General features: G+C 31.8%; 16 protein-coding genes. 11 read left to right on the top strand and 5 right to left on the bottom strand.

Features of this window, described 5'->3' with window-relative positions; genetic code table 11:
- Nucleotides 1–63: 63 nt before the first annotated feature.
- From HMPREF2642_RS03525 to HMPREF2642_RS03490, 8 genes are all read left to right on the top strand, one after another.
- Nucleotides 64–3,747 carry a nitrate reductase subunit alpha gene (locus tag HMPREF2642_RS03525; RefSeq protein ID WP_070597669.1) on the top strand — a complete coding sequence of 1,228 codons (3,684 nt, stop codon included), beginning with the start codon at nucleotides 64–66 and terminating at the stop codon, nucleotides 3,745–3,747.
- Nucleotides 3,737–5,290 (top strand): nitrate reductase subunit beta, encoded by a 1,554-nt coding sequence (gene narH / locus HMPREF2642_RS03520; protein ID WP_002432673.1) that lies wholly within the window; start codon nucleotides 3,737–3,739, stop codon nucleotides 5,288–5,290. Before HMPREF2642_RS03525 ends, narH begins: the two co-directional genes overlap by 11 nt.
- Nucleotides 5,283–5,858, top strand: coding sequence for a nitrate reductase molybdenum cofactor assembly chaperone (gene narJ / locus HMPREF2642_RS03515; RefSeq protein WP_002453914.1), 576 nt, complete (start codon nucleotides 5,283–5,285; stop codon nucleotides 5,856–5,858). Before narH ends, narJ begins: the two co-directional genes overlap by 8 nt.
- Nucleotides 5,851–6,528, top strand: a complete 678-nt coding sequence (gene narI, locus HMPREF2642_RS03510; protein WP_023351211.1) for a respiratory nitrate reductase subunit gamma — start codon at nucleotides 5,851–5,853, stop codon at nucleotides 6,526–6,528. Before narJ ends, narI begins: the two co-directional genes overlap by 8 nt.
- A gap of 19 nt (nucleotides 6,529–6,547) precedes the next feature.
- Entirely contained in the window at nucleotides 6,548–7,000 is a 453-nt protein-coding gene (nreA, locus tag HMPREF2642_RS03505) for a nitrate respiration regulation accessory nitrate sensor NreA (RefSeq protein ID WP_002432590.1), read from the top strand.
- 9 nt (nucleotides 7,001–7,009) lie between these two features.
- Nucleotides 7,010–8,044, top strand: a complete 1,035-nt coding sequence (locus HMPREF2642_RS03500; protein ID WP_030062322.1) for a sensor histidine kinase — start codon at nucleotides 7,010–7,012, stop codon at nucleotides 8,042–8,044.
- Nucleotides 8,045–8,062: 18 nt separating this feature from the next.
- Nucleotides 8,063–8,719, top strand: a complete 657-nt coding sequence (nreC, locus tag HMPREF2642_RS03495) for a nitrate respiration regulation response regulator NreC (RefSeq protein ID WP_002432902.1) — start codon at nucleotides 8,063–8,065, stop codon at nucleotides 8,717–8,719.
- A 320-nt stretch (nucleotides 8,720–9,039) separates the two neighbouring features.
- Nucleotides 9,040–10,212: a nitrate/nitrite transporter gene (locus HMPREF2642_RS03490; protein WP_023351214.1), complete on the top strand. Its 1,173-nt coding sequence runs from the start codon at nucleotides 9,040–9,042 to the stop codon at nucleotides 10,210–10,212.
- A gap of 101 nt (nucleotides 10,213–10,313) precedes the next feature.
- Here HMPREF2642_RS03490 and HMPREF2642_RS03485 read toward each other — a convergent pair whose 3' ends face one another.
- Complete coding sequence (locus HMPREF2642_RS03485) at nucleotides 10,314–10,730, bottom strand: Hsp20/alpha crystallin family protein (protein ID WP_049428396.1); 417 nt, start codon at nucleotides 10,728–10,730, stop codon at nucleotides 10,314–10,316.
- Between the two features lie 290 nt (nucleotides 10,731–11,020).
- On the bottom strand, nucleotides 11,021–11,467 hold the full coding sequence (locus HMPREF2642_RS03480; protein WP_002432941.1) for a MarR family winged helix-turn-helix transcriptional regulator: 447 nt from the start codon (nucleotides 11,465–11,467) through the stop codon (nucleotides 11,021–11,023).
- Nucleotides 11,468–11,632: 165 nt separating this feature from the next.
- Between HMPREF2642_RS03480 and HMPREF2642_RS03475 the strand changes: the two genes are divergently transcribed.
- The 3 genes from HMPREF2642_RS03475 to HMPREF2642_RS03465 all read left to right on the top strand — a co-directional run bounded on the left by HMPREF2642_RS03475 (nucleotide 11,633) and on the right by HMPREF2642_RS03465 (nucleotide 14,198).
- The gene (locus HMPREF2642_RS03475; RefSeq protein ID WP_002453908.1) at nucleotides 11,633–12,262 is read left to right on the top strand and encodes a nitroreductase family protein; all 630 of its coding nucleotides are present in this window, start codon (nucleotides 11,633–11,635) and stop codon (nucleotides 12,260–12,262) included.
- 109 nt (nucleotides 12,263–12,371) lie between these two features.
- The gene (locus tag HMPREF2642_RS03470; RefSeq protein ID WP_049428394.1) at nucleotides 12,372–12,737 is read left to right on the top strand and encodes a DUF3139 domain-containing protein; all 366 of its coding nucleotides are present in this window, start codon (nucleotides 12,372–12,374) and stop codon (nucleotides 12,735–12,737) included.
- A 180-nt stretch (nucleotides 12,738–12,917) separates the two neighbouring features.
- The gene (locus HMPREF2642_RS03465) at nucleotides 12,918–14,198 is read left to right on the top strand and encodes a cation:dicarboxylate symporter family transporter (RefSeq protein ID WP_070597668.1); all 1,281 of its coding nucleotides are present in this window, start codon (nucleotides 12,918–12,920) and stop codon (nucleotides 14,196–14,198) included.
- Nucleotides 14,199–14,368: 170 nt separating this feature from the next.
- Here HMPREF2642_RS03465 and HMPREF2642_RS03460 read toward each other — a convergent pair whose 3' ends face one another.
- The 3 genes from HMPREF2642_RS03460 to rsp form a co-directional block, all read right to left on the bottom strand.
- Nucleotides 14,369–14,719 carry a DUF4889 domain-containing protein gene (locus tag HMPREF2642_RS03460; protein WP_002432288.1) on the bottom strand — a complete coding sequence of 117 codons (351 nt, stop codon included), beginning with the start codon at nucleotides 14,717–14,719 and terminating at the stop codon, nucleotides 14,369–14,371.
- Nucleotides 14,720–15,062: 343 nt separating this feature from the next.
- The gene (locus HMPREF2642_RS03455; protein ID WP_030062327.1) at nucleotides 15,063–15,491 is read right to left on the bottom strand and encodes a pyridoxamine 5'-phosphate oxidase family protein; all 429 of its coding nucleotides are present in this window, start codon (nucleotides 15,489–15,491) and stop codon (nucleotides 15,063–15,065) included.
- A 62-nt stretch (nucleotides 15,492–15,553) separates the two neighbouring features.
- Nucleotides 15,554–17,659: an AraC family transcriptional regulator Rsp gene (gene rsp, locus HMPREF2642_RS03450; RefSeq protein WP_037550254.1), complete on the bottom strand. Its 2,106-nt coding sequence runs from the start codon at nucleotides 17,657–17,659 to the stop codon at nucleotides 15,554–15,556.
- Between the last annotated feature and the right edge of the window lie 452 nt (nucleotides 17,660–18,111).

Genomic DNA, 18,111 nt, shown 5'->3' with positions numbered 1-18,111 from the left:
AACACGAATACTACGATATAAATGCGAAATGATAAAAGCATTCAAAGTGGAAGGATGTCATTAATGGGAAAATTTGGATTAAATTTCTTTAAGCCTACTGAAAAGTTTAATGGAAATTGGTCAGTTTTAGAGCAAAAGAGTAGAGAATGGGAGAAAATGTATCGTGAAAGATGGAGCCATGATAAGGTAGTTAGAACGACTCACGGCGTCAATTGTACTGGTTCATGCTCGTGGAAAGTATTTGTTAAAAACGGAGTGATTACTTGGGAAAATCAACAAACTGACTACCCAAGTTGCGGACCTGATATGCCGGAATTTGAACCTCGTGGATGTCCAAGAGGCGCTTCATTTTCATGGTATGAGTACAGTCCTCTAAGAGTAAAATATCCATACATTAGAGGGAAATTATTAGATTTATGGACTCAAGCATTAGAGGAAAATAACGGCAATCGAATCGCAGCATGGGCCTCTATAGTAGAAGATGAAAATAAAGCTAAAGCATATAAAGAAGCTCGAGGAAAAGGTGGTCATGTTAGAGCAAACTGGAGAGACGTAACAGATATTATTGCAGCACAAATTTTATATACGATTAAAAAAGATGGTCCTGACCGAATTGCAGGATTCACTCCTATACCTGCAATGTCTATGATTAGTTATGCCTCAGGAGCAAGATTTATTAATCTATTGGGCGGAGAAATGCTTAGCTTCTATGACTGGTACGCTGACTTACCTCCTGCTTCACCTCAAATATGGGGAGAACAAACAGACGTACCTGAATCGAGTGATTGGTATAACGCTGCTTACATTATCATGTGGGGATCCAATGTACCATTAACACGAACACCAGACGCACATTTTATGACTGAAGTAAGATATAAAGGGACTAAAGTCATTTCAGTTGCACCAGATTATGCAGAAAACGTGAAATTTGCTGACAATTGGTTTGCGCCTCATCCAGGTACAGATGCTGCAGTAGCGCAAGCTATGACGCACGTTATTTTACAGGAATTTTATGAAAATGAACCTAACGATATGTTTATCAATTATGCGAAGCAATATACTGATATGCCGTTCGTGATTATGTTAGATCAAGATGAAAATGGTTATAAAGCAGGTCGATTTTTACGAGCAAGTGATTTAGGTATTGATAGTGAGAATAGTGAATGGAAGCCAGTTATTTTTGATTGTGAAAGTCAACAATTAGTAGTACCAAATGGAACGATGGGCCAGCGTTGGGAAGAAGGTAAGAAATGGAATTTAAAATTAGAGAATGAAGATGGAACAAAAATTAATCCGGCTTTATCTATGGTTGAAGAAGATTATGAATTACAAACTATCCAGTTCCCATACTTTGATAGTAAGGGTGACGGCGTGTTTAAGAGACCTATTCCATCTCGCAAGATTAGATTGTCTAATGATCAAGAAGTATATATATCAACTGTTTATGACCTTATGGCGAGTCAATATGGTATTCAACGTTTTAACCATGAACTTGAAGCTCAATCCTATGATGACGTTAAATCCAAATATACACCAGCATGGCAAGAATCTATTACTGGTATCAATAGAGGATTAGTCATTCAAGTTGCTAAAGAATTCGCTCAAAATGCAATTGATACAGATGGACGGTCTATGATTATTATGGGCGCAGGCATTAATCACTGGTTTAATTCAGATACGATTTACCGTTCGATTTTAAATTTAGTAATGCTTTGTGGATGTCAAGGAGTCAATGGAGGCGGTTGGGCACATTATGTAGGTCAAGAAAAGTGTCGACCTATTGAAGGATGGAATACTGTTGCCTTTGCTAAGGATTGGCAAGGACCGCCACGTTTACAAAATGGTACAAGTTGGTTCTATTTTGCAACAGATCAATGGAAATATGAGGAATCAAATGTTGATCAATTTAAATCACCATTAGCTGAGAATATTAAACATCAACATCCAGCAGATTACAATGTGACAGCTGCCCGATTAGGTTGGCTACCTTCATATCCTCAATTTAATAAAAATAGTCTGTTGTTCGGAGAAGAAGCCAAAGAGGAAGGGAACGACTCTAATGAGGCTATTCTTAAAAAAGCAATTGACTCAATAAAAAATAAAGAGACTCAATTTGCAATTGAAGATCCAGATTTAAGAAAGAACCATCCTAAAACACTATTTGTTTGGAGATCAAACTTAATATCCAGTTCCGCTAAAGGACAAGAATATTTCATGAAACATTTATTAGGCACACGGTCAGGTTTAATGGCTGAACCTAATGAAGATGATAAACCTTCAGAAATTAAATGGAGAGAAGATACTGTTGGTAAATTAGACTTATTAGTGTCATTAGATTTTAGAATGACTGCGACGCCTTTATATTCCGATATCGTTCTACCAGCTGCAACTTGGTATGAAAAACACGATTTATCTTCAACAGATATGCATCCATTTATACATCCTTTTAATCCTGCGATAGATCCTTTATGGGAATCACGCTCAGATTGGGATATTTATAAAACTTTAAGTAAAGCAATTTCAGAAATGGCAAAGGATTATTTACCAGGAACATTCAAAGATGTTGTAACAACACCTCTAGGTCATGATTCTAAACAAGAATTAGGTTCTGAATTTGGAATTGTTAAAGATTGGTCGAAAGGTGAAATTGAAGGTATTCCAGGAAAAACAATGCCCAACTTTGCCATTGTAGAACGTGATTACACTAAAATTTACGATAAATTTGTCACGCTTGGTCCTTTACTTGAAAAAGCCAACGTAGGTGCTCATGGAGTAAGTTTCAGCGTAAAAGATGAGTATGAAGAACTGAAAAGCATGCTCGGTACATGGAATGATAATGATAAAAATTCGGTAAGAAATCATCGACCTCGAATTGACACTGCACGTAAAGTCGCAGATGCAATATTAAATATTTCCTCTGCGACTAATGGGAAATTATCACAACTATCTTATGAAGATTTAGAACATCAAACTGGAATGCCATTGAAGGATATCTCTCAAGCTCGTGCTTCAGAGAAGATTTCATTTTTGAATATAACATCACAACCACGAGAAGTAATTCCAACGGCGGTATTTCCAGGTTCAAATAAAAATGGTCGAAGATACTCTCCTTTCACAACTAATATTGAGAGACTCGTACCATTTAGAACATTAACAGGTAGACAAAGCTATTATATCGATCATGAAATATTTCAACAGTTTGGAGAAAGCTTACCCGTTTATAAACCAACATTACCACCAATGGTATTTGGAACACGAGATAAGAAGGTTAAAGGTGGGCAAGATGCTTTAGTACTTAGATATTTAACCCCACATGGTAAATGGAATATTCATTCAACTTATCAGGACAATGAACGTATGCTAACGCTATTTAGAGGTGGGCCTGTAGTATGGCTATCAAACGAAGATGCAGAAGAACATGACATTAAAGACAATGATTGGTTAGAAGTGTACAACCGAAATGGTGTTGTAACTGCGAGAGCTGTAACATCACATCGTATGCCTAAAGGAACAATGTTTATGTATCATGCACAAGATAAACATATTGAAACACCTGGTTCAGAAATTACAGATACTCGTGGAGGCTCTCATAATGCACCTACTAGAATTCACCTAAAGCCTACACAATTAGTTGGAGGTTACGCTCAAATTAGTTATCACTTTAATTACTATGGTCCGATTGGAAACCAAAGAGATGTATATGTTGCGGTAAGAAAAATGAAAGAGGTGAATTGGCTTGAAGATTAAAGCGCAGATAGCAATGGTGCTGAACTTAGACAAATGTATTGGTTGTCATACATGTAGTGTGACATGCAAAAACACTTGGACTAACAGACCTGGTGCTGAATATATGTGGTTTAATAATGTAGAAACAAAGCCTGGTGTTGGCTATCCTAAGCGTTGGGAGGATCAAAGCCATTATAAAGGTGGTTGGGTGTTAAATAAGAAAGGTCAACTTGAATTAAAATCTGGAAATAGATGGTCAAAAATTGCTTTAGGTAAAATCTTTTACAATCCAGATATGCCTTTGATTAAAGATTATTATGAACCTTGGACATATAATTACGAGCATTTAACTACTGCTAAGGAGGGGAAACATTCTCCTGTTGCTAAGGCACACTCTCTCATTTCTGGTGACAAGCTTGACTTAGAGTGGGGGCCTAACTGGGAAGATGATTTAGCCGGTGGCCACGTTACAGGTCCTAAAGATCCTAACATTCAACAAATTGAAGAAGATATCAAATTTCAATTTGATGAAACGTTTATGATGTATTTACCACGTTTGTGTGAACATTGTCTTAATCCAAGTTGTGTTGCTTCTTGTCCCTCAGGCGCAATGTATAAAAGAGATGAAGATGGGATTGTATTAGTTGACCAAGACGCTTGTCGAGGCTGGCGTTATTGTATGACAGGATGTCCTTATAAAAAAGTATATTTTAATTGGAAAACGAATAAAGCAGAAAAATGTACGTTTTGTTTTCCTAGAATCGAAGCGGGCATGCCAACAGTGTGTTCTGAAACATGTACAGGTAGAATGAGATACCTAGGTGTGATGTTATATGATGCAGATCGAGTGCAAGAAGCGGCTTCTGCAACTAATGAAGAGGATTTATATGAAAAACAACTAGACTTATTTTTAGACCCATTTGATGAAGAGGTGATTGCCGAAGCCGAAAGAGAAGGTATCAGTCATGAATGGATTACTGCAGCTCAAAATTCTCCAGTGTATAAATTAGCAGTGGAATATAAGATGGCTTTTCCATTACATCCAGAATTTAGAACGATGCCGATGGTATGGTACTGTCCACCGTTAAGTCCAATTATGAGCTATTTTGAAGGGCAAAATGCTGGAAATAACTCAGATATGATATTCCCAGCAATAGAAGAGATGCGATTACCTATTGAATATTTAGCTAATTTATTAACTGCTGGTGATGTAGCACCAATAAAATTAGGGTTACAAAAAATGGCGATGATGCGAAGCTATATGAGAGCGAAAGTGACTCAACAACCATTCGATGTGTCTAAGCTTGAACGATTGAATTTAACAGAAAGTCAATTAAATGACATGTATCGTTTATTAGGAATTGCCAAATATGAAGATCGTTTTGTTGTTCCAACTTCGCACAAAGAAACATATTTAGATACCTATAGAGCACAAGGTAGTCAAGGTTATGGTGGAGAATACTTTGGTGCAAATTGTGAAGGTTGTGGTGTAGCAGTTGGCTCAGGTAAATCAGGACAAGAGATATACAATGATAACTTCTATGGAGGGATTTTCCGTGATTAATCTTCAGAAATTAGCTCAATATCAAGAAAGTTTAGGTTACTTGGGCCAACAAATTAACTTTCCAGAAAAGTTAACCTTTCACCCTAATGTGTTTCAAGAAACAATTGAAGCATCTCACCCAGCATACGAAGATTTATGTGCATTTAGAGAAATTATAATGAATTATTCTTTGTCAGAAATTAAAGCAATTTATACAGATACATTTGATTTCAGTAAAAACTATCCTCTTTACATGACATATAATCGATTTGATACTCAAAAAGAACGTGGGCAAATGTTAGCTAAACTTAAAGTGTTATATGAAATGTTTGGTCTTAAAATGATAGACAATGAATTATCGGATTACTTACCATTAATGCTTCAATTTTTGCAAGTAGCTCGCTGGGAAAATGATGTTCGTGCAGAAGACAATTTAAAATTAATCATCATGATTATTGAGGATGGAACTTATGAGATGGCTAATCATCTTGCTAAAAATAACAATCCTTATGCGTATGTCATCAAAGCGTTAAGACAAACTTTAAAAGCATGTATTGTTTCTAATAAAGAGGTGGGAAATCATGCTTAATCAATTTACATGGGTCATTTATCCTTATTTATGTTTAAGTATTTTTGTTATTGGACATATTGCTCGTTATAAATATGATCAATTTTCTTGGACGGCTAAATCAAGTGAATTAATTGAAAAGAAACAGTTAAAATGGGGAAGTTTGATGTTTCATCTTGGCGTGATTCCAGTATTCTTTGGTCATGTTGTAGGTTTGTTGATTCCAGCAAATTGGCTTGAATCTATAGGTGTCAATGATCACATCTATCACATAGGAGCAGTATATATTGGTAGTATTTTTGGTATAATGACATTGTTAGGAATGATACTTCTTACTTCAAGAAGATTAACTATTAAAAATGTTAGGAAACTTAGTTCAACTTCTGATATTTTCGTTAATATTTTATTAGTGATTATATTAATTATGGGTTGTTATTCAACAATTTTTACCAACGCGGTTCAACCTGATTTTGATTATCGTCAAACTATAGCGATATGGTTTAGACATCTGTTTATGTTTACACCTAATGCTGATTTTATGATTCACGTCCCTTGGTCTTTTAAATTGCACATTTTACTAGGATTTACAATATTTGCTTGTTGGCCATTTACAAGATTAGTCCACGTATGGAGTGTACCGATTTCATATATGAACAGAAGATATATTATTTACCGCAAGAATAAAGTTTGATGACGAGAGGATGGGAAAATTGAGACCAGAATCCTTATTAAACAATCAAAGTTTACAGAATAATTTAGACCGATTGAGAATAGATGGTGGTTATGATTTTGGGGGGATTGCGATGTATGAACGATCGCTTAGATCATCGCCAATCAAATGGAAATATGTTTCAGGTAATACGAATGAACGATATAAATTAATTATATTAAGAAAAGGAAGAGGTTTAGCTGGGACTGTAATGAAAACTGGAAAACGCATGGTAATTGCTGATGTAGATACAGCACTAACTCAAGCAGAGAAAATTGCCTTTCCAATTATTTTGAATGAATCGTTAACAGCTGTTGTAGCAGTTCCACTATGGCTTGAACATCAAATGTATGGAGTATTATTGTTAGGTCAAAGAAATCATCATCCTCTGCCACAGTCTTTAGAACAACTTGATATTCAAAGTCAAATAGGGTTTTTTACAGAAACGAATTAGGTGAATATGATGCTAAATAAATTTGAATTAAATGTAGAAGACTTGTTGCATAAATATTATGATACTACGACTGAAAAGATTGTCTTTGTCGATCGTCTTGGCAAAATTATTGCAATGAACGGAGCTGCTAGAGATATATTATCTGAAGAAGATAATTATAAAGCAATGACGCATGCCATTTGCAATCGCTGTGAAGGATATTCCAATGAATATGATTTACAGTCATGTGAAGAATGCTTTTTAGAAGCGAATCATTTGCAGAAATCAAACTTCCAAGTATTTATGAAGACAAAGGACAATAAAATAGAACCTTATACAGCTACTTATCAAACTATTGATGATGAAAGAGGAATTAGTGCTTTTACTTTGCAAAATGTTTCTCCACAAATTGAAAGACAGGAGAAAATGTATCAACAGAAAATGCTTCACAAATCTATACAAGCCCAAGAGAATGAAAGAAAGCGCATTTCTCGTGAGTTACATGATAGCGTGATTCAAGAAATGTTAAATATTGATGTTGAACTACGACTATTAAAATACAAGTTTCAAGATGAAACAGTTGTTGAAAGTACGCAACAAATAGAAGGTTTAGTGTCGCAACTCATTGATGACATTCGTAATCTATCAGTGGAACTACGTCCTTCGTCATTAGATGATTTAGGCATAGAAGCCGCTTTTAATTCCTACTTTAAGCAATTTGAAGAAAATTATGGTATTCAAATTAATTACCATTCCAATATTAAAGGATTACGGTTTGATAATGAAGTTGAAACTGTTGTCTATCGTGTGATTCAAGAAGCGGTTCTAAATGCGTTAAAGTACGCAGAAGTAAATGAAATAGAGGTTCATATTAGTAAAAGTGAACATCGCTTGTTAGCGGAAGTAGTAGATAGAGGTAAAGGTTTTAATTTGGATGACAAGCCCAGAGGATCAGGACTAGGCTTTTACGGTATGAGAGAGCGTGCGGAATTAGTAAATGGAAATATTAATATTGAATCACACCTCAATAAAGGAACCATAGTCACACTAGACATACCTATTTAAAATAGTGGGGGAATGAATGTGAAGATCGTTATAGCAGATGACCACGCTGTAGTAAGAACAGGATTTTCGATGATATTAAACTACCAAGAAGATATGGAAGTTGTCGCAACAGCAGCTGATGGTGTTGAAGCATATCAAAAGGTTTTAGAGTATAAACCAGATGTTTTAATTTTAGATTTGAGCATGCCACCTGGTGAATCAGGGTTAGTCGCTACAAGTAAAATTTCAGAAAGTTTTCCAGAAACTAAGATTCTTATTTTAACGATGTATGATGATGAGGAATACCTATTTCACGTTTTAAAAAGTGGAGCGAAAGGATATATTTTAAAAAATGCACCTGATGAGCAATTAATTTTAGCTGTAAGAACAGTATATAAAGGAGAAACATATGTAGATATGAAGATGACCACTTCTTTAGTAAATGAGTTTATTAATCAATCTCATCAGGAAGAAGTGAGTTATTCTTCAGATCCCTTTAAGATATTATCAAAAAGAGAACTTGAAATTCTACCGCTTATTGCAAAAGGTTATGGTAATAAAGATATAGCTGAAAAGTTATTTGTTTCAGTGAAAACAGTTGAAGCACATAAAACGCACATTATGAATAAACTCAACCTTAAGAGCAAACCTGAGCTTGTAGAATATGCATTAAAAAAGAAATTACTCGAGTTTTAAAAACATACTGTTGATTAATCAAGTCCTAAAAGATGATAAGCTCATCATTTTTTAGGATTTTTTGTGCTTTAAAATTAGCAGGTATCATACGATGTTTATTTTTTAGAGTTAACTTTTAATACTTTTTATAGGGAAAAAGCTGAGTATATTAAGGGTAAATCCTTATGTTCATTTTTTCACAATAAAACTAAAATAAAGTTGTAATTAGTACTATGTCTATTCCCGTATGTATTATTTATAGATTTCATTATTTTGACCTCTCTTAAAAATAGACATGGTACTAATCATTATTCTATCAACTTAATGAAGGTGAAAAAGAAATGAAAAAAGGAGTTTACCAGCTTACATTACAAACGTTTAGTTTGATAGTAGGTTTTATGGCGTGGAGTATTATATCTCCGTTAATGCCATTTATCACTCAAGATATTAAAATTTCTGCTAGTCAAATTTCTATTATTTTAGCTATACCTGTTATTTTAGGATCAGTTTTAAGAGTTCCTTTTGGGTATCTTACAAATATTATAGGTGCCAAATGGGTATTCTTTAGTAGTTTTATAGTATTGCTATTCCCAATATTTTTCTTAGGACAAGCCCAAAGTACGACGATGCTTATAATTTGTGGCTTCTTTCTTGGAGTCGGTGGGGCGATATTCTCAGTAGGAGTAACTGCGCTACCTAAATATTTTACAAAAGATAAAGTTGGTTTAGCTAACGGGATTTATGGAATGGGCAATATAGGAACAGCAATTTCATCTTTTTGTGCACCTGTTTTGGCAGGATTAATAGGGTGGCAAAATACCGTAAGAAGTTATTTAATCATTATCAGCTTGTTTGCAGTATTAATGTTCTTATTGGGAGATAATAAAGAACCTAAAGTCAAAGTACCGTTAATATCTCAAGTCAAAGTATTAGCTAAAAATTATAAATTATACTATTTGAGTTTTTGGTACTTCATAACATTTGGTGCGTTTGTGGCATTTGGATTATTCTTACCAAATTATTTAGTGCATCATTTTACTATCGATAAGGTAGATGCAGGGATTCGATCCGGTATTTTTATAGCTCTTGCAACATTTTTACGTCCACTTGGTGGCGTTTTAGGGGATAAATTTAATGCTGTGAAAGTACTCATTATAGATTTTGTAATAATGATTATTGGAGGTTTAATTTTAACTTTATTCGATGGAATCATCTATTTTACTATTGGTTGTTTAACTATAAGCGTTTGTGCAGGTATAGGTAATGGCCTCGTGTTTAAGTTAGTACCTTCTTATTTCTCGAAAGAAGCAGGCTCTGCAAATGGAATTGTTTCTATGATGGGAGGTTTGGGTGGTTTCTTCCCACCTTTAGTGATTACATTTGTCACAGGACTAACAGGTTCAAGTCATCTTGCATTTGGTTTATTAGTACTATTTGCACTTATCGCTTTAATCACAATGGTTCATTTATATAAAAAAGAAACTGAAATAGGTACAACACTCTATAGTGACTAATGTTAGTTAATATGTAGATAAATAATTGTATTTAACATATTTATGCATATTATACAGTAAAAACCCTCAACTTTTTTTCAGAGTTGAGGGTTCTTTTATTATTATTGAATTGAAATTGTAGTAGCTTTGTCATCTTCATTGATTTGTTTAGGTAATGTGACATATAATACGCCATCAGTGTAATTAGCTACTATACCTTCTTTATCAATTTCATCGAATTCAAAGCGTCTTTCTAATTCACCATTAGAACGTTCATTAAGTTGTGATTTATAATTTTCATTATTGATTTTTTTGTATGCTTTAATAGTTAAAATATGTTGTTCAAATTTAAGTGAAATATCTTCTTTGCTTAAACCAGGAAGTTCAGCTTCTAATACATAAGCACCATTTTTATCATAAATATTAGTAGGAAATGCTCTTGATGAAAATTGATTGTATACTTGTTTCCCTAAGTCTTTAAATAATTCACTAGGATCATTTTTGAAGAAATTATTATTGAAAAAATCATTATTATTCATTAGAATTCACTCCTTAAAGTGTTAAATGAGTAGTTAGAATATATTAGAATAATTTTTCAACTACATTATATTAAGAGAGCGAAAAGAGGTAAAGTGATAACACTTAATAATAAATAGGTATTCTATAAGTTTAGTAGGAATTAGGGGATAAAAAAAGTCAAAAATTGTACGAGAGAATAAGACAAAAGCTTACTATACATACTGATGTTATTAAATTGTGTCGTTAATGCTGAAGTTGAATTTGCCTAAGATTTTCAAAAAGTCTACTTTTGTCTTTTTCTCTACAAGTATCACTTTTCTATACTATTGTCAAAATTTTTAGATACAAAATTTTGCAAGTTTTCAATTAATTCTTTAGCTTCATCTTGATTAATATCGAATTCACTATAGACTTTCATTGATATTTCAGATAACGGTTTTTTAATTTCTTTACCTCGTTCTGTTAGTGAAATTTGAAGATTTCGTTCATCTTTCTCTTCACGACTTCGAACAACGTAATCTTTCTTTTCTAATTTCTTGAGCAGTGGTGTCAGTGTGCCTGAATCTAAAAAGACTCGCTCACCTAGTTTTTTAATATTAAGTTTCTCATCATTTTCGATCGCCATTAGTACAATATACCCTGTGTATGTTAATTCATACTCTTTGAGGTAATTTGTGTACTTCTTTATGATTTCTTTTGAAGAAACATAAAATAAAAAACATAATTGTTTACTTAAATAACTATTCTCTACATACATTTAATCACTCCTTGTTAAAGTAACAATATTATGAAGTGTATGACTTGTCAAGTGCCGATTTCATCACTATAATCAAATTGTTTTAAATTAAATTTAGACGACATTTGAATATATTTTGTTTGATTTTGAAACTCAAATAAATACAGAATAAAGGAGTATTATCTCATGACAAGATTAAATGATTTCAATGAAGTACTTAACGGAAGAAAATCAGTAAAGGTATTCGATAGTGAATATAAAATTCCTCATGAAGAAATGGATGAAATGATTACTAAAGCTACAAAGGCGCCTTCATCAGTTAATATGCAACCATGGAGAATTGCTGTTGTAGAGAGTGACGAAGGAAAAGAAAAAATCAAAGAAGCTTTTGGTTTTAATTCAAGACAACTTACTACTTCTTCGGCTATGGTGATTATTTTCGGAGATTTACAAAATTACGAAAAAGCTGAACAAATTTATAATGATGCAGTAGACCAAGCCCATATGACAGAGGAAATTAAAACTCAAATGTTAGAATGGATTCTTCCTTATTATAAAAGTTTGTCAAGAGAAGGTATGAAGGACATTGTAAATATTGATAGTAGTTTAATGGCTATGCAATTTATGCTAACTGCTAAAGCTTATGGATATGACACAAATCCTATTGGTGGCTTTGATAAAGAAAATATCGCTAAGATTATTGGTTATGATTCAGATAGATATGTCCCAGTATTAGCAATTGCTATTGGTAAAAAAGCTCAAGAAGCTCATGGTTCTGTAAGATTACCTGTTCATGAAGTGAGAGAATATTTATAAAGTAATATTCATGAGATGAGAACATTTTGTTACAATGTTGAATAATCTCTTTTATATAACCAACTTTTAGTTCATACTTAATAAGATAAGTATAAAAGGAGTTTCTATCATGAGTAGAAAACAAGTCATTTTAAGAATAATTATTATATTAATCATTTCACTTATTTTAGCTATAGTATTTTTCTTTGGTCTAAAAAGTTATCAAGGTCATAAAAATATCGAACTTATGGATAGTTATATCAAAGAACATCATTTACAAGATAAAATTAAAAAGCAAGATAACTTATATAGTGCTAAAAAAGGGATGTATTACAAAGAAATCGTTTTCAAAGGCGAATCTAATGTCACTTATGTTATGCAACCAATTAGTACGAATAAAGGTATATTTGTAGAAGGCTTTGATAGTGAAACGAAGAAAAGCATAAAGAAAGCGAAACATAGTGATTTTGATAAAAATTATAAACCATCAAAATAAATAATTTAGAGTACACACGACTTCATGATTCACTTTGAAGTCGTGTGTTTTTTCACTATTAAGAACATATTTGACTTCAAGTCATAAATATTTTATTTATTAATAGCTTTAAAATTTAAGTAGCTATTTTAATATTATCTGATATAATTAAGTGATGTCAGATGAAGGGGAGTTTGCATTATGGCTCTATTCAAGAGAAAAATAAGTTTACCAACGCAAGTTATTATTGCTTTGGTACTAGGTGTCATCGTAGGACTTTTATTATTTGGACAAGATAATTTAGCAAATTATATAAAGCCTTTTGGTGACATATTCTTAAATTTAATAAAAATGATCATTATTCCGATTGTATTCTGTGCACTTGCTTTGTCTATATCGAATTTAGGGGATTCGAAAAAGGTAGGCAGTTATGGATGGAAAGCAATCCTTTACTTTGAAATTATAACGACAGTTGCTATTGGGTTAGGTATTATAATTGGTAACCTGTTCAAACCAGGTGCCGGATTAGATTATAATAAACTACCTAAAGGTGACATTTCTAAATATCAATCTTCTGCACATTCAGCTGAACAAGCTTCTACATACGGTAATCATTTAATTGATACTATTGTAAATATTGTGCCAACCAATCTATTTGAATCATTAGCTAAAGGTGATTTATTACCAATTATATTCTTTGTAGTATTTTTTGGTTTAGGTCTCGCAGCAATAGGAGAAAAAGCTGAACCAGTTAAAGGTTTTCTAAGTGGCACATTAGAAGCAGTGTTTTGGATGATTAATAAAATCTTAAAACTTGCTCCAATAGGAGTATTTGCATTTATATGTACAACTGTTATGACATTTGGAGTATCAGCTTTAGTTCCATTATTAAAACTTCTATTAGTAGTAGTTGGAGCAATGATTTTCTTTGTTGTAGTTGTATTAGGAATTGTTGCTCGAATGGTTGGAGTTAGTATCTTCTCAATCATGAAAATTTTAAAAAGCGAGTTGTTACTAGCATTTTCAACTTCAAGTTCAGAAGCAGTATTACCAGTTATTATGAAGAAAATGGAAAATTTTGGTGCGCCAAAAGATGTAACGTCATTCGTTATTCCAATAGGTTATTCATTCAACTTAGACGGATCCGCATTATATCAATCAATTGCAGCATTATTTGTAGCTCAAATGTATGATGTACATTTATCGTTAACAGAACAAATAGTGTTAATGGCTACGTTAATGATTGCTTCTAAAGGTATGGCTGGGGTTCCAGGTGTTTCTATTGTAGTTTTATTAACAACATTAGGCTCTATGCACTTGCCAGCACAAGGTCTTGCATTAATTATCGGAATTGACCGATTACTAGACATGGTTCGCACATGCGTTAACGTAATGGGTAACGCTTTATCAACGATTGTTGTTGCGAAATGGGAGAAGGTATACGATAAAGAAAAAGGCCAAAAGTATCTTAATTCACTATAAAAATCTATATCTGACATTTTTTTTAGCGAATCTTAAAACTTAAGTTTTTAGATTCGCTTATGCATTTGTCGCAAGACAAATGAAAACAATATACATAAATAAATTAAAAAGACCTTGAGGTGGGGAACATTATTCCACTTCAAGGTCTTTTTAATTCTTTCAATATTCGTTTACATGCCGTGGTTCATGCCTTTCATATCATGAATTTTAGACATTAAACCATGAGGTACATCATCGTGTTTTACTTTTTTAACTTTTGTGATTTTTCCTGACTTTTCATCTTTAAAGATCATTACAAAGTCTTCTTTTTTTACAGAAACATTAGCGTTCGAAGGTAATTTAACATTCTTTTCAATTTTTTCATCTTTTTCGCTAATCATTTTATCTATAGTAGTACTATTTTTCATAATACCGTAGTATGTATCTTTTTTACCACCTACCATCATCATAATGACAAGTACGATACACAGCACAAGCATAATTGCGATAAGTCCAAAACCTAAAGCTTTTTTATTTTTCATAGTTGAATAAAACTCCTTTATTTTTGTTACTTCATTTATACAGAACTTGAGATTACATTGCAATCATATTTTCAAAAATCACGAAATAAAACACTTTCAAAATTCATAAAATTATAATATTTAAAACGTAAAACTTGGCTAATATATAAACTATTTTAGTATTTTAAAACATTCGGAATAGATAACTAAATTGAAAATACGTCTTTATTATTCTTCTTACAAATATATTAAACCTTACTGGTAAGGCCACCAATATACAGAGTTTCTTACAAAAGAAATTTTAAAAACAAATAGGGAGAGGAACAAATCAATGTCATTGTCCTCTCCGGTATCTTTTAAAATATTAAATTTCAATTGTGATAGGAGTATCTAACTCATCATCATTCATTAATTTAATTGATTTAGGAATTACTTTTAAGACGCACAATTCTGGATCTTGTTTAGAATCGAAGAATGTCTTATCTTGTGTTTCCCATAACCAATCAATGACTTTCTGATCTTTAACTACTTCAATTTGAGCATCAATTTCAACAAAGCTATTATTAGTTGTCTCATTGTAGCCTAAAAGAATGTAAGCGTGTGGATTATCTTCAATTTCATCAACTTTTACTGAATTGATACTAGTTTTAGTATATAAAGTTAAATCATCATTATAGAAAACCATATATCTACTATTAGGTTTGTTATTATAAGCAGTTGATAATACGCCAACTTTAGAAGTTTCTAATACTTTTTCAATTGCTTGAGTTGCTTTTTGTTTATCCAAAATCATCATCTCCTTAATAGTTACTATATCCATTCATTGATGATGATAAACTCAGACACTTGTAACACTTAAATGGGTTTAAAACATATATATTTAACTTCATCATGCTTCAAAGTCATTTGGAATGGTTTGTTGTTTTCTTCTTGAATAGCTAATTCTGTTTTAGGGCGATTACATTTATCTAATTCTTCAAGTATATTACGTTCTATATATAATAATTCTTTGCTTTTAGGAAGTAGATTTTGGATTGAACCGTGCTCATTATTTAACGTTTTTATAATAATGAGTGAATTCTGTTTTAAATTATTTTTGAAAATGAACTTCTGTTTACTATCAGATAAATAACGATCATTGATTTTATTAAATAATAAGATATGATAATTTCCATCTTTACGGCTTATTAGATAGTTATTCCCAAGTTCTAAAGGTTCGTCGACAAATGAATCACCCATTTTATAAATGTGCATTAAAGGTAAAGGGCTACCATAATTGTTAAATAAAGCTATATATTGTGAGTGATCGTCGATAAGTTGATAACTTATGCCACCACCGTATCTCATAAGGGCGATAAGGTGACATACTAAATCTGATAACTGTAATGGATTAGTGCCATTATTAGTATACTTAAAACACTTAAGTGATAAATTATTGTATACAAAATTTGTAGTTGGAATTCCTGAATCTAGCATAAATTGCTTGTAATTTTCAAAATGAGTAGATGAATGATGATATGTCTTACGTTTGGTTAATAACAAATTTTTAGTTTCAAGATTCTCAATGTCAATGAAATAGTAATCAAAGTTAAGACGTTTCATTATATCGTAAGTTTGATCAATGGAAGGCGAATCACGAAGTAAACCTTCAACGGTGATACCATACCTAATTTCACGATTTTTATTTTTAATTTTTAAATGGCATAAATGGATTTCGTTTACAGTCATATATTCTGAATTAAAAACAAGCATGAGTTTAACTAGCTTTTTATTATTCTTATAATCTTGATTGCTTTGTAAAAATGATAATATGATTTGATTAATTGCTTCAAATTGTTGCGTAGAATTAATTTGCATTGCTAGACCGATATCCATTTCGAATAACTTTTCAAAACAACGATTTAACAAATTAAGGTTAATATGACTAATTGCGATATCGTTAATATCTTGGATAAATACTACGGGTTGTGGCAAATAAGAGAAATCGATATCGTAGTACTCGTTAAAAACGAACTGGAATAATTTGTTAAAGTTTTCAAATCGGATAAATGCTTTAGAGCTTTTGGTATGATCTTTAGGATTAAATTGATTAAGATCTATCTCAGTAATTTCAGTTGCTAATTGATCATTAAATTCAAATTGATTGATTAAATCTTTGTAATCTAAAAAATGAGTTTGGCTAAAATCCATTACTGGATTTAATGAAATTTTAGAGATCATAGAACGGAATTGTTTGGGACTAAAGCCTAGATGATTTTTGAATTGATTAGTGAAGTTCGTATGACTACTAAAACCAGAGCGTTCAGAAATCGCATTGATTGAATCATCTGTAGATAATAGCAATTTTATGGCATAAATGACTTTTAAACTTGTAAAGTAATCTTTAAAGTTCATATTTAAGTAGCGAACAAATAAATTTGAACAATATGATTCAGAAATATTACAATAATTTGCAACTTCGCGTAATGATAACGTATCTGAAACTTTGGAATGAATGTAGCTAAGTCCTTGGATAAATATTGGATGATTGATAGCAACTTGAGGGATATATTTTTCCTTGTATCTTATCACTGTTTCCTTAAATAAAGTCTGAATAATTTTTGAAATAGCTTGAGTATCTTGCTCTTCTTCGTTCATATAATGATGAATTGATTGTAAAATAATATTTTTTACAAAACCGCTAGATTGAAGTAAATGTCGATCAAAATAACATTTGAAGAAATTTTCATCCTCACTATAGAAATAAAATACAGGAATAGAGAGCATAACCAAGTTCGAGGATTGATTTACATAAAAAATATCAGCTTGATTAATAATAGCAATATGATTATCTAAATCTTTAGTTTCACCATTAATCGTAATTTCTAGATGATTTGTAAGTGAGAACATTAAAATGATTCGATTGATATTTCGAGTTGGGGGTGAATGATACTGTTGATAAATATTTAAATGACATGTCATAATTCGGCACTGTGCTCCTTATAGAATAATAAATGTTATTATAATCGATTCGTCTTGAAATAGTAATAGAGAAATATAAAAATTTTTCCTTGTAAAGTTAAGCAACCAATCAAAAATTATAAGTAGCACACAATACAAATAATTATTTAGAAATATAGAGTTCTTATTTTGAAAATTTTGGATAGAGTGCAAACGAATTTTTTAGTACATAATAAATATAGATTTCGACCCAATTGAAATTCTAAAAAGAAGTTAATGTAAATTTTTAGACGATTTGCGATTAATTTTATAGTGAATTAATTTTTGGATGGAAATTGTAGCAATAAATGTACTATGTATGTTAATACATCAAGAATCAACAGCATAAAGAGAGAGACAACAAAGAATAGCACACATTTTCTATTATTTAATTGTTTAACTATACTAATAGAATAAACAACTAGAAAAATTCA

Source organism: Staphylococcus sp. HMSC055A09 (genome assembly GCF_001809655.1).
In the GTDB taxonomy this organism is placed as follows: Bacteria; Bacillota; Bacilli; order Staphylococcales; family Staphylococcaceae; genus Staphylococcus; species Staphylococcus capitis.
Note: the sequence above shows the minus strand (reverse complement) of the source record. Positions and strands in the feature narration are given on the sequence as shown.

Excerpts from the sequence above, each read along its gene's own strand:
- HMPREF2642_RS03525 (WP_070597669.1), top strand. The coding sequence starts at position 64 with ATGGGAAAATTTGGATTAAATTTCTTTAAGCCTACTGAAAAGTTTAAT.
- narI (WP_023351211.1), top strand. The coding sequence starts at position 5,851 with ATGCTTAATCAATTTACATGGGTCATTTATCCTTATTTATGTTTAAGT.
- HMPREF2642_RS03500 (WP_030062322.1), top strand. The coding sequence starts at position 7,010 with ATGCTAAATAAATTTGAATTAAATGTAGAAGACTTGTTGCATAAATAT.
- HMPREF2642_RS03490 (WP_023351214.1), top strand. The coding sequence starts at position 9,040 with ATGAAAAAAGGAGTTTACCAGCTTACATTACAAACGTTTAGTTTGATA.
- HMPREF2642_RS03485 (WP_049428396.1), bottom strand. The coding sequence starts at position 10,730 with ATGAATAATAATGATTTTTTCAATAATAATTTCTTCAAAAATGATCCT.
- HMPREF2642_RS03480 (WP_002432941.1), bottom strand. The coding sequence starts at position 11,467 with ATGTATGTAGAGAATAGTTATTTAAGTAAACAATTATGTTTTTTATTT.
- HMPREF2642_RS03475 (WP_002453908.1), top strand. The coding sequence starts at position 11,633 with ATGACAAGATTAAATGATTTCAATGAAGTACTTAACGGAAGAAAATCA.
- HMPREF2642_RS03470 (WP_049428394.1), top strand. The coding sequence starts at position 12,372 with ATGAGTAGAAAACAAGTCATTTTAAGAATAATTATTATATTAATCATT.
- HMPREF2642_RS03465 (WP_070597668.1), top strand. The coding sequence starts at position 12,918 with ATGGCTCTATTCAAGAGAAAAATAAGTTTACCAACGCAAGTTATTATT.
- HMPREF2642_RS03460 (WP_002432288.1), bottom strand. The coding sequence starts at position 14,719 with ATGAAAAATAAAAAAGCTTTAGGTTTTGGACTTATCGCAATTATGCTT.
- HMPREF2642_RS03455 (WP_030062327.1), bottom strand. The coding sequence starts at position 15,491 with ATGATTTTGGATAAACAAAAAGCAACTCAAGCAATTGAAAAAGTATTA.
- rsp (WP_037550254.1), bottom strand. The coding sequence starts at position 17,659 with ATGACATGTCATTTAAATATTTATCAACAGTATCATTCACCCCCAACT.